The organism is Alexandriicola marinus, assembly GCF_004000435.1.
In the GTDB taxonomy this organism is placed as follows: domain Bacteria; phylum Pseudomonadota; class Alphaproteobacteria; order Rhodobacterales; family Rhodobacteraceae; genus Alexandriicola; species Alexandriicola marinus.
The window spans coordinates 1,170,064-1,181,808 of record NZ_RBVZ01000002.1 but is presented as its reverse complement, the minus strand read 5'-3'; the positions used below and the strand labels follow the sequence as shown (position 1 = coordinate 1,181,808).

General features: G+C 62.7%; 12 protein-coding genes. 6 read left to right on the top strand and 6 right to left on the bottom strand.

Annotation, left to right across the window (positions count from 1 at the left end; all coding sequences use genetic code 11):
* The first annotated feature begins 132 nt into the window (after positions 1-132).
* Complete coding sequence (locus tag EP376_RS12135; protein ID WP_238928860.1) at positions 133-498, top strand: hypothetical protein; 366 nt, start codon at positions 133-135, stop codon at positions 496-498.
* A gap of 19 nt (positions 499-517) precedes the next feature.
* Here the strand turns inward: EP376_RS12135 and EP376_RS12130 are convergent, their stop codons facing one another.
* Positions 518-2,770 (bottom strand): transglycosylase domain-containing protein, encoded by a 2,253-nt coding sequence (locus EP376_RS12130; protein WP_127655784.1) that lies wholly within the window; start codon positions 2,768-2,770, stop codon positions 518-520.
* Between the two features lie 336 nt (positions 2,771-3,106).
* On the opposite strand from EP376_RS12130, the gene EP376_RS12125 reads away from it, so the two are divergent.
* Positions 3,107-3,445: a P-II family nitrogen regulator gene (locus tag EP376_RS12125; protein ID WP_127655783.1), complete on the top strand. Its 339-nt coding sequence runs from the start codon at positions 3,107-3,109 to the stop codon at positions 3,443-3,445.
* Between the two features lie 29 nt (positions 3,446-3,474).
* A complete protein-coding gene (locus EP376_RS12120) occupies positions 3,475-4,806 on the top strand; it encodes an ammonium transporter (protein ID WP_127655782.1) in 1,332 nt (443 codons plus the stop codon).
* A 142-nt stretch (positions 4,807-4,948) separates the two neighbouring features.
* On the opposite strand, the gene EP376_RS12115 is transcribed toward EP376_RS12120, so the two are convergent.
* The 3 genes from EP376_RS12115 to EP376_RS12105 form a co-directional block, all read right to left on the bottom strand.
* Positions 4,949-6,133 carry an amino acid aminotransferase gene (locus EP376_RS12115; protein WP_127655781.1) on the bottom strand — a complete coding sequence of 395 codons (1,185 nt, stop codon included), beginning with the start codon at positions 6,131-6,133 and terminating at the stop codon, positions 4,949-4,951.
* A gap of 33 nt (positions 6,134-6,166) precedes the next feature.
* The gene (gene sseA, locus EP376_RS12110; protein ID WP_127655780.1) at positions 6,167-7,045 is read right to left on the bottom strand and encodes a 3-mercaptopyruvate sulfurtransferase; all 879 of its coding nucleotides are present in this window, start codon (positions 7,043-7,045) and stop codon (positions 6,167-6,169) included.
* A gap of 180 nt (positions 7,046-7,225) precedes the next feature.
* Positions 7,226-8,176: a LysR family transcriptional regulator gene (locus tag EP376_RS12105; RefSeq protein ID WP_127655779.1), complete on the bottom strand. Its 951-nt coding sequence runs from the start codon at positions 8,174-8,176 to the stop codon at positions 7,226-7,228.
* A 104-nt stretch (positions 8,177-8,280) separates the two neighbouring features.
* On the opposite strand from EP376_RS12105, the gene EP376_RS12100 reads away from it, so the two are divergent.
* Entirely contained in the window at positions 8,281-8,493 is a 213-nt protein-coding gene (locus tag EP376_RS12100; protein ID WP_127655778.1) for a hypothetical protein, read from the top strand.
* Positions 8,494-8,499: 6 nt separating this feature from the next.
* Here the strand turns inward: EP376_RS12100 and smpB are convergent, their stop codons facing one another.
* Positions 8,500-8,976: an SsrA-binding protein SmpB gene (smpB, locus tag EP376_RS12095; RefSeq protein ID WP_127655956.1), complete on the bottom strand. Its 477-nt coding sequence runs from the start codon at positions 8,974-8,976 to the stop codon at positions 8,500-8,502.
* A 101-nt stretch (positions 8,977-9,077) separates the two neighbouring features.
* On the opposite strand from smpB, the gene EP376_RS12090 reads away from it, so the two are divergent.
* On the top strand, positions 9,078-9,521 hold the full coding sequence (locus tag EP376_RS12090) for an ion channel (protein ID WP_127655777.1): 444 nt from the start codon (positions 9,078-9,080) through the stop codon (positions 9,519-9,521).
* On the top strand, positions 9,518-10,735 hold the full coding sequence (locus tag EP376_RS12085; protein WP_127655776.1) for a winged helix-turn-helix domain-containing protein: 1,218 nt from the start codon (positions 9,518-9,520) through the stop codon (positions 10,733-10,735). The genes EP376_RS12090 and EP376_RS12085 overlap by 4 nt, the downstream gene beginning before the upstream one ends.
* Here the strand turns inward: EP376_RS12085 and dapA are convergent.
* Positions 10,728-11,600 carry a 4-hydroxy-tetrahydrodipicolinate synthase gene (dapA, locus tag EP376_RS12080; RefSeq protein ID WP_127655775.1) on the bottom strand — a complete coding sequence of 291 codons (873 nt, stop codon included), beginning with the start codon at positions 11,598-11,600 and terminating at the stop codon, positions 10,728-10,730. The genes EP376_RS12085 and dapA overlap by 8 nt on opposite strands.
* Positions 11,601-11,745 lie beyond the last annotated feature (145 nt).

Here is an 11,745-nt window from a genome sequence, read left to right as displayed (position 1 = left end):
ATTGGTCCCAAATCGTCGACAGTCCGGTGTCCATACGCTCTCGTTGGGTCGAAAATAAGGCGATTCCGAGATTTGATAGTCTATAAATCCATTTCGGGCGCGATTGCCCACAAGTTCGGAGTTCGTTTTTTCATGCGTATTTCATTCAAGATCGTTTCGATCCTTGCGGCAACTCTTTATTCCGCCTCGGCCTTGGCGGGCCCGTTCGACGGTGTCTACCGACAGACCGCAAACTCGGATTGCAGTCTGATCGGGGTTGATGGCGGCTCTCTCGAGATCAGGGGAGGCATCTTCTACGGGGTCGAGATGGAATGCCGGATGACGCGCCCGGTCGACGTCATCAACATGGATGCGATCCTTTACACGATGCAATGCATCGGCGAGTCGGATCAGTGGGCCGAACGCGCGCTTCTCATGAACAGCGCCGAGGATGACGACATCATCATGCTGTGGGACGGCTATGCCTTTCGCTATGAACGGTGCGACCCCGCCGAGTGATGCAGCGGTCATCGCCGGGTCAGTTTCCTCCGCCGCCAAGAATGTTGTCGAGGACGCTCTGGATGGTATCGCGGTCGGCCTGTGCCGGGGTCTCCTCTGATCGTGTGGGCGAGGGTCCGAAGGCGCTTTCCAGCGCGGCATCGAGCGCCGCATCCGACAGCGGCTGACCAAGCTCCACATTCGACGCTGTGGCGATCGCATCGCCAGAACCCGGGATCGGCACATCCATCGGCAAGGGGGTCGGGGGCAGCCCCGCGATCACGCGCTCCATGGTCTGGCGCCAGATCTCGGCCGGAAGCCCGCCGCCCGTCACGCCGTTGAGAGGTGTGTTGTCGTCATAGCCCATCCAGACGCCGACCACGTAATCGGCCGAAAAGCCTATGAACCATGCATCGCGCGCCGCCGAGGTCGTTCCTGACTTGCCGGCGAACTCCCAGCCTTCGATCCGGGCGCGCTGGCCGGTTCCGTCCTCGACAACCCGGTGCATCATCCACGTCAGCTGACGGGCGGCCTCTTCGCGGATGACACGCTCGCCGATGCCGCCGCCGGCCCCCATCAGCGGGGCGTCGTCGCCCAGAAGGCGCAATTCCACGAGGCCATAGGGCGTCACCGACGATCCACCGTTGAGGATGCCGGCAAAAGCGCCGGTCATCTCGACAAGCGTGCTTTCCGAGGCGCCCAGTGCCAGCGCGGGACCGGCGGCCAGATCGCTTTCGATGCCGAACATGGCGGCGACCGTGCGAACATTGCCAAGACCCACCTCCTGCGCCAGCCTCACGGCTGGCACGTTGCGGCTTTCGGCCATGGCCTGTGTCAGGGTCACCCATCCCTTGAATTCGCGGTCATAGTTCTGGGGCGTCCAGTCGCCCGATCCGGGGATCGTGATCGTCAAGGGCACGTCCTCGACCAGATCGTTCGGCGACCGGCCCAGATCAAGTGCTGCGGCATAGACGAAGGGCTTGAAGGCCGATCCCGTCTGCCGAAGCGCCTGTGTCGCCCTGTTGAAGGCGCCCGAGACGCGGATATCCCGCCCGCCGACCATGCCACGGACCGCGCCATCGGCGCTCATCACCACGATAGCTGCCTGCGCAGCCGATCCCTCGCGGACCTGATTCTCGAAGACCTCGATCATCGCGGCCTCGGCGGCCGACTGGATGCGCCGATCGAATGTCGTGCGGATGATCACGTCTTCGGTCGTTCCGCGGGTAAAGAACTCCGGCCCGGTATCCATGACCCAATCGGCAAAGTAACCGCCAGCCTGTTCGCGCGCGGCGCGTGACAGCTGGGCCGGGTTGGCCCGGGCCTCTGCCGCAGCCGAGGCGGAGAGGTATCCCTGCTCCTCCATTAGGCCCACGACAAGGCTGGCGCGATCCTGCGAGCGCTGCAGGTTGCTGGTTGGCGCAAGCGCGGACGGCGCCTTGAGCAGACCGGCCAGCATCGCGGCCTCTGCCGGGGTCACCTCGGCGGCGGATTTTCCGAAATAGCGTTGCGAGGCCGCTTCGAAGCCACGCGTCCCGGCACCCAGATAGACGCGGTTCATATAGATTGTGAGGATCTCGGCCTTGGAGTAGCGGGCCTCCATCGCCATGGCAAAGACCGCCTCCTGGATCTTGCCCCAGATCGTGGTTCGGCGGCAGGAGCGTTCGTAATCGCGCTCGTCCTCCCATTCGGCGGGATCGAACGGGCGGCCGAGGCAGATCAACTCTGCCGCCTGCTGCGTGATCGTCGAGCCGCCATGACCTTCGAGAGGACCCCGACCTTCGCGCAGGTTGATACGAACCGCACTCGCGATGCCGCGGGGATCGACACCGGGGTGCCAATAGAACCGCCGGTCTTCCGTCGCGATGACCGCGTTGTGCAGATGGGCCGATACGGTATCCGCGGTGATCATCCCGCCGAACTGATCGCCGCGCCACGCGAAGGGTTGACCTTCACGATCAAGAAGCGTGACCGAGCCCCGGGCCCGTCCGTCAACCAGCGAGTTGGCGGGCGGAAGCTGCATCGCATAATAGAGAACGCCCAGCCCGATCAGGATCGACACCACCAGCGAAAGCCGCCAGGTGATCCGCCAGAAAAGGCCCGCTATCCAGCCAAGGATGCGGCCGAAGAACGCGACGATCGAGCCCACGATACCGCGCCTCACCGGCGCCTTGCGCCGAGGTGCCGACTTCTTGCTCCGGGTCGTCTTCTTGGGTTTCGAGGCCGGGGCGACCCTGCTCCGATACCTCTTGTCCGCCACCAGAGGCGTGCGTCTGCGTCCGCTACCGCTCATACCTGAATTACCGCTCTTCCTTGATCAGGGTCTCGATCGCCCGTCTTGCGGCCACTCTAGCGTGTGCCGGTCGCAATGTAATGTCGAACGAGTCGGATTTGGCGAGTTTCGGCCTCGAAATCCGCAGGCATGCGACTCTGACGCCCAATCAAAGCTTTTCTTGTATGCCTTATTTTTGTGCGAATAGCCCAAAAAGTATAAAATTTGGGCATAATGCATTCCGCAACCTGGTGGGAATGGCCTCTCCCGGCTTGAGAGCAAGCGTTTGTCGACTTCCTTGTTGCCCCAAGCAGTGCCGCTCAGCGCTGCATTGAGAACCTATTCAAGGGGAAGACAGTGAAACTCATCATCGCAACGATCAAACCCTTCAAGCTCGAGGAGGTGCGCGAGGCTCTCACTTCCATCGGAGTTCAGGGAATGATGGTGACCGAGATCAAGGGCTTCGGCTCTCAGTCCGGACACACCGAAATCTATCGCGGCGCCGAATACGCCGTCAACTTCGTGCCGAAGGTCAAGCTCGAGATCGTCGTCCCTGCTTCCCTCGCGGATCAGGTCGTCTCGACCATCGCAAGCACTGCCAAGACCGACAAGATCGGCGACGGCAAGATTTTCGTCCTCGACGTTGAAGGCGCGCTCCGGGTCCGGACCGGCGAAACCAACGAAGACGCGCTTTGAGCGTGAACGCGATAATAGGAGTTAAACGGATGTTGAATTGGAAATCCAAGCTCGCAGTGCCTGCCATGGCGCTCACCGCGGGCATCCTGCTACCAGAGCTCGCGCTCGCGCAGGAAGCCGAGGCCGCAGCGCCCGGCTTTGACGAAATCGGCCCCTACATCATGACGACCCTGCTGTTCCTCGTGGGCGGCTTCCTGGTGTTCTGGATGGCCGCGGGCTTTGCGATGCTCGAGGCCGGTCTTGTTCGGTCCAAGAACGTGACGATGCAGCTGACGAAGAACATCGCGCTCTTCTCGATCGCGTCGATCATGTACTGGCTGGTTGGTTTCAACCTGATGTACCCGGGCGATTTCAACGGCTACTTCGCACCGAATTTCGTCCCGACCGTTCTCGAGCCCGTAGGCCTTGCGGCCGCTGATGCGTCGCTCGACTACGCCTCTGTCGCGTCGGACTTCTTCTTCCAGCTGATGTTCGTCGCCGCGACCGCGTCGATCGTGTCGGGCGCCCTGGCCGAGCGGATCAAGCTCTGGCCGTTCCTGATCTTCGTCGTCATCCTGACCGGCATCATGTACCCTATCTCCGGCTCCTGGCAGTGGGGCGGTGGCTGGCTGAGCGAGCTGGGCTTCTCTGACTTCGCCGGTTCCACGATCGTTCACTCCGTGGGTGGCTGGGCCGCTCTGGCCGGTGCTCTGATCCTCGGGCCGCGTCTTGGCAAGTACAAGGATGGCCGCGTCAACCCGATGCCGGGCTCCAACCTGGCGCTCGCCACTCTGGGTACGTTCATCCTGTGGCTGGGCTGGTTCGGCTTCAACGGCGGTTCGCAGCTTGCTGCCGGCACCGTTGGCGACATCACCGATGTCGGCCGCATCTTCGCCAACACGAACATGGCCGCCGCTTCGGGTGCCGTTGCCGCGCTGATCCTGACGCAGATCCTCTACAAGAAGGTCGATCTGACGATGGTTCTGAACGGTGCGCTTGCCGGCCTCGTGTCCATCACGGCCGAACCGCTGGCACCCTCTCTCTTCGGTGCGCTTCTGACGGGCGCTGTAGGTGGTGTCATCGTGGTCTTCACGGTTCCGCTTCTCGACAAGCTCAAGATCGACGACGTCGTCGGTGCGATCCCGGTTCACCTCTTTGCAGGTATCTGGGGCACGCTGGCTGTTGCCTTCTACACCGGCAACTGGGGCGCTCAGATCACGGGTATCATCGCTTACGGTGTGTTCACTTTCGTCGGTGCGCTGGTCATCTGGGTCATCCTCAAGGGGATCATGGGCATCCGCGTCAGCGAAGAAGCCGAGATCAACGGCCTCGACACGTCCGAGCTGGGCATGGAAGCCTATCCCGATTTCACGAAAGGCTGACACTCCTTCCAGTCAGTCGATCGCAAACTCTGCCCGGGCGTTCGCGCCCGGGTTTTTTCATGCCCGGCATCTCGGCGAAGCCACACAAGAAAAGGGCCGCCCGATGGGCGGCCCCTTGCATTCAAGTCAGACTGGATCGGGTTCAGACGCCAGCCTTGACGATGGCCGCGGCAAGTTTGGGAACCGTCTCGGAATTCAGACCCGCGATATTCATCCGGCTGTCACCGACCATGTAGATGCCGTCAGCCTCCCGCATCGCCGCGACCTGATCGGGCGACGCGCCGATCCGGCTGAACATGCCACGATGCTTGGCCAGAAACTCGAACCGGTCCGAATTCGTCAGGCGCTTGAGTTCGTCGGCCAGTTGCTGACGCAGCGCAAGCATACCGTTGCGCGTCTCTTCCAGCTCGGCCTCCCAGTCGGCACGCAGTTCGGGGTCGTTCAGGATCGTGGTGACGACCCGCGCCCCGTGGTCCGGCGGGAAGGAAAAGTTCTGCCGGTTGAGGAAATTGAGCGTGCCCTGCGTCACCTTCTGCTGCTCCGCATCGCGGGAAATCGCCATGAGAATACCGGTCCGTTCCCGGTAGATGCCGAAATTCTTGGAGCAGGAGGCCGCGATCAGGCATTCGTCGAACGCCGCGGCCACGCGCCGGGTGGCTTGTGCGTCTTCGTCCAGACCGTCGCCGAAGCCCTGATAAGCGATATCGACCAGCGGGATCGCACCCTTGGCTTTCATCAGCGCGATGACCTCTTCCCATTGGGGGGCGGTCAGGTTGGCGCCGGTCGGATTGTGGCAGCAGCCATGCAGCAGAACCACGTCACCCTCGGCCAGCGCGCCGAGATCCTCGATCATCCCGGCGAAATCGACATCGCGCGTCGCCTCGTCGAAATAGCGGTAGGTCTTCGACGGAATGCCGAGATAGTTGATGATCGAGGGATGGTTGGGCCAGGTCGGGTTCGAGAGCCAGACCCGCGCATCAGCCGAGGCCAGCCGGATCAGCTCGAGCGACTGACGGATCGCCCCCGTGCCGCCCGGCGTCGCCACCGCGGCGATCCGGTCGCGGGGCACCGCCTCGCCAAGCACGAGGCCGATCATCGCGTCGGAAAAGGCCGGGTCACCGGCCATGCCGGTATAGGCCTTGGTCTCCTGATCGGCGACAATCCGGCGCTCGGCTTCCTTGACCGCGCGCATGACAGGCGTGACGCCTTCGGCATTGCGATAGACACCGACACCAAGATCGATCTTCTCCTTGCGCGGATCGGCGCGATATTCGCCCATCAAGGCGAGGATCTTGTCGGCGGGTTGTTCCTTGAGATGTTCGAACATCTTGTTCTCCGGACGGGTGGGAGTGAGTTTGGATCAGGCGGCAGGCCCCGTTTCGATGGGAAGATCGGCATACATCCCCCATTCGGACCATGATCCGTCATAAAGGGAATGGTCGGTCTTTCCGATCCGTTCGAGCGCCAGCGACAACACGGCCGCGGTGACACCGGAGCCGCAGGTCGTGATCGCGGGTTTGGACAGATCGACACCTGCCCCTTCAAAAATTCCGCGCAGCTCTTCGGCTGGCTTCATGGTGAAATCGTCGTTCAGAAGATCGCGGTAGAAGACGTTGCGCGATCCGGGGATGTGACCCGAACGAAGGCCGGCACGCGGCTCGGCCGCCTCACCTGAAAAACGCTGCGGCGCGCGGGCGTCGATGATCACGTGATCGCCCAGCTTTGCGGCGCGGGCCACTTCGGTGACGTCGCGCACCAGATGGTTCTGGCGCGTCACCGTCATGTGCCGGTCGCGGATGATCGGATTGTCGTCGGTGAGCGGATGGCCCTCGGCCCGCCATTTCGGCAGGCCGCCATCCAGAACAGCGACGTTCTTCTGCCCCATCAGCCGGAACATCCACCAGACCCGCGCCGCCGACATCAGGCCCGCACCGTCATAGACCACAATCTGGTGCCCGTCGCCCACGCCCATGGCGCGCAGCCGGCTCATGAATTTCTCGACCGGCGGGGCCATGTGCGGCAGTTCGGACCGGTGGTCCGAGATCTCGTCGATATCGAAGAACCGGGCACCAGGAATATGCGCCTCGGCATATTCCGCCTTTGGATCACGGCCTGCATCGGGCAGGTACCACGACCCGTCAAGAATGCGCAGATCGGGTGATTTCAGATGCCGGGCAAGCCAGTCGGTTGACACCAGAACCTTGGGATCGTCGTTTGAATTGGGGGACTCGGCGTTCATGAAACCCTCCGTGCGGATCGGATCGTGAGTATCGCCGCTGAGGCCGGGAAACAAGGGTCGACCCGATCTGACGGCGACCGCCTCTTGTTGGTTGGGCCAACACCAACCGCGCGCAAGACAGCCAGACACAGGTCGATCTGCATTTCCGCCACGCGGCGGCGCCGTTGCCGAACCGGATGTTCAAGCCGTGTCGCTTTGTCCCGAAGCCTCGGCCCCGGCAAGGATCTGGGCCTTCTCTTCGGCGAGGAAGGCCGCGTAGTCGCGCGCGAAACACTCGGCGAAGACCCTGATCTCGGGTCGACGCATCGCCGCCGGGGACACGACAAGCCAAGTATAGCCGACGACCGTGTCCGCCGGGGTGAAACACTCAACGAATCCCCCTTCGAGGTGGGCGCGCACCCGGGGAAGCGCACCGATGCCAATACCGGTTTGCACGGCCGCAAAGAGGGATTCGAAATCCTGACTGCGCGAGACGATCTGATCCGGCGTGATCCGTTCCAGAAGCCATGTGTCGATGGGCCCGGGCCTGATCCGCCCTTCCCGCATGACAAAGCGGTGACGCAACAGATCGGCCTCTGTCGTCGGGAGCCCGTACTCGGCCACATAGCTTTCAGACGCGAAGAGAGCGGTACGGATCTCGCTCAGCTTGTAGCGAATCAATCGCTCGTCGTTGATCTCGAGCGCGTAGCGCAGGGCCATGTCGGCCTCGCCACCGATCAGATCCACTTCGTCCCGGGTTGGCAGGAAATCGAAACTCGTCCCCGGATGGTCGGCCCGAAACCTCGCAAGGATCGCGGTCAGGTTCTTGGTCAGCGCCACGGGGGCAAGGCTGAACCGGATCGGTTTCGACGGCGCGTTCCGCTCGCGGGTCGCAATCTGCGCCAAGGCCCCGGCGGCTGCCTCCATCTTTTCAGCCTCCGGCAACAGCGCCTCGGCGGCAGGTGTCGGGCAGAAGCCCTGGGTCGTCCGGTCAAACAGCGTCAGACCCGAGACATGTTCGAGAACATCGATCCGCCGGGCGACTGTCGGCTGTGACATGCCAAGCACCCGTGACGCGGCAAGCGTCGAGCCCGCGCGCATGACGGCGAGGAAGACGCGGATGTCGGACCATTCCCTGAAGTCGCTCTTCATTTTTGTAGAACACCACAACGTTGCGGCGGATACCAGCAGGCGTTTGCGGGCCGTATCGTCAAATCAACAGAACACGAGCCAGCCAAATGAACGAGGACCCCGCCATGACCATGATGATCAACAGCCCCGCCCCGATCCTGTCGCGCCTTGCCGGCCTGTTTCAGCGGACCCGGACCGACGCGCCCGTCGTCGATCACCACGAAGACCAGCGCAACCAGCGCGAAGTCCTGACGGAGATGATGAGCCGTAGCCCCGATGCCTTTGGCAGCGACCTCGACGTTCAATTCATGATGAGCCAGTATCCGGGTGACTACTGATCGGCCTCAGCTGTGATCGCGCAGAAGCCGCTGTTTCTGCCGGTTCCAGTCACGTTTGGCCTCGGTCGCGCGTTTGTCATGGACCTTCTTGCCCTTGGCGATCGCGATCTTGAGCTTCACCAGGCCGCGGTCGTTGAAATACATCACCAGAGGAACGATGGTCATCCCCTCGCGCTGGGTCGCGTTCCACAACTTCGCCAATTCGCGACGTGACACCAGAAGCTTGCGCTTACGCCGCTCTTCATGGCCCCATTGGCGGGCCGGGTCATAGCGGGCGATGTAGGAATTGGTGAGCCACAATTCGCCATTCTCGACCGAAGCATAGCTTTCGGCGATGTTGGCCTGACCGTCCCGGAGCGATTTCACTTCCGATCCCATGAGAACGATCCCGCATTCGATATCGTCCTCGATGGCATAATCGTACCGTGCGCGCCGGTTCTCGGCGACGACCTTGTAGTTCTTGTTTTCGTCCTTCTTGGCCATGCGGATCGACATAGGCGATCACCTTGTCCGACACAAGGAAGGCGGCGGGGTCTGGCCCCCCGCGCGTGATTGATTAAGTTGTCCCGCAAAGGGAGCGCGGGATGCTGATTCAATTCCTGATCGGGCTGGGACTGATCCTGTCGACGATCATGTTATCGGGCGTCGCACTTTGGTTCTTGGAAATCGCGCTGGCGCGGAACCGCGGCTGGATTCTTAAGCCCCCGCACCGACCGAAGCTGATCTTCGCGCTATGCGTTCTCGCGGTCTGGATCATGCTGCAATTCTCGATCGCCGTCTGGATCTGGGCCTTTGCCTTTCTGGGGCTGGGAATCTTCGAAGGGATCGAGCCGGCGGTCTATTTCTCACTCGTTGCATTCACGACGCTTGGCTTCGGCGATGTCCTTCTGCCGGATCAATGGCGTCTCCTCAGCGGTCTGGCCGCAGCGAACGGTCTGATGCATTTCGGCCTGATGACGGCGGTCCTGATCGAGGGCATCCGGCAGGTCAGGCTGGGCCAGATCGCGGCGCAGGATGCCGAGGAATGAGCGGCGCTCTTCCGCGGCTCGACAATGAACAGGCACGCAGGCTTTTTCTTGACCGCCACGCGCTTCTGAGACCCGGCGGAGGCCCGGGCCGGGGCGCGGATCTGGCCGGGGTCATCGAAACGCTGGGCTTCGTCCAGCTGGACAGCGTCAACACCTTCGCCCGGGCCCATGACCTGATCCTGTGGTCGCGTCGCCAACAGTTCCGCCCGCCCGCACTGAACACCGCGCTGGCGCAGGATCGGACGATCTTCGAACACTGGACCCACGATGCCGCGGCCATTCCGATGGCCTTCTACCCGTACTGGCGGCTGAAATTCGAACGGGATGCCGCCCGGCTGCAAGGTCGCTGGCAGAAGAACCGCCGCGAGGGGTTCGTCGAACAGATCGACGAGATCCTCGATCACGTGGCCAGGCATGGCGCCTGCACCACCCGCGATGTCGGCAAGGACGAAGAGAAATCGTCCGGCGGCTGGTGGGACTGGCACCCGTCCAAGACGGCGCTGGAATATCTCTGGCGGTCGGGCGCGCTGGCCGTGACCAGACGCGAGGGATTCCGAAAGGTCTATGATCTGACCGAACGCGTGATCCCGAGCGAGACGCTTGCCCGGCGCAAGGACGATGACGAGATCATCGATTGGGCCTGTCGCGCCGCGCTCGACCGGATGGGGTTCGGCACGTCGGGCGAAATCGCTGCGTTCTGGGATATCATCACCAAGGCAGAGGCTGCCCGTTGGTGCAGGTCCGCCCTGCAATCCTGTCTGATCGAAGAGGTCGAGATCGTCTGCGCCGACGGATCGCGGCGTGTGTCACTGGCGCGTCCGGGCGTTGTCGACGAGGCACTATCCCTGCCCGAGCCGTCGACCCGGGTGCGCATCCTGTCGCCCTTTGACCCGGCCCTGCGCGACAGGGCCCGGGCCGAACGCCTGTTCGATTTCTCCTACCGGATCGAGATCTTCGTGCCCGAGCCCAAGCGTGTCTATGGCTACTACGTCTTTCCCGTCATGGAAGGTACCCGGCTGATCGGACGGATCGACATGAAGGCCGACAGATCGACCGAGACCCTCTGGATCAGAGCCTTCTGGCCCGAAGACGGTGTGCGCATGGGCAAGGGGCGTCAGGCAAAGCTCGTCTCGGAGCTTGAACGCGCGGCCGGACTTGGCGCCTGCCGCGCGCTTGACTTCGCCGAAGACTGGCTTCGCGATCCGGTCAGTTGACCAGACCGGCATGCGCCATGGCAGAGCGGATCTCGGCCTGAGTCTCTTCGCCCACCGACGTCAGAGGGGATCGAACCTCGTCCCGGATCATGCCCAGAACGGACAGGCCGTATTTCGCCCCGGCAAGGCCCGGTTCCCGAAAGATCGCCTGATGCAGCGGCTGCAACCGGTCCTGAATCGTCAGGGCCGTTGCGAAATCACCCGCAAGCGTCGCCTCCTGGAATTCGGAACACAGGCGCGGCGCGACATTGGCGGTCACCGAGATGCAGCCCCGGCCACCATGCGCATTGAAGCCAAGCGCCGTCGGATCCTCGCCCGAAAGCTGGATGAAATCGGTGCCGCAGGTGATCCGCTGTTGCGGCACGCGGCTCAGATCGGCGGTCGCGTCCTTGACGCCGATGATGTTGGGGTGCTTGGCCAGTTCGCCCATCGTCGCGGGCGTCATGTCGACGACGGACCGCGGCGGAATGTTGTAGATGATGATCGGCAGGCCGCATTCGGCGGCAGCCAGGAAATGCGCGATCATGCCCTTTTGGGTGGGCTTGTTGTAATAGGGCGTCACCACCAGCGCCGCATCCGCGCCCGCGGCCTTGGCCGCCGAGACAAGACGCACCGTCTCGCGCGTGCTGTTCGACCCTGCGCCAGCGATGACGGGAACGCGGCCCGCGGCCTGCTTGACCACGGTTTCCACGACCAGATCGTGTTCGGCATGGCTCAGTGTCGGGCTTTCGCCAGTGGTGCCAACGGGCACAAGGCCGTGGCTGCCTTGATCGATATGCCAGTCGACCAGTTTCTTGAGCGCGTCCAGATCGACTTCGCCGTCGGCAAACGGCGTGACGAGAGCAGGCAGAGACCCCTTGATCATGACACGCGTCCTTCGTGGTTTGGGCCGCGACGGAACAGCCGTCATCACCCGTTTCAAAACGAAGCTTTCCTAGACGGGATTTCGAGGCTTGCCAAGTTTGTGAGTTGCATGGCGGCGCGGGAAGATTAGGTTTCTGTTTCGCAGA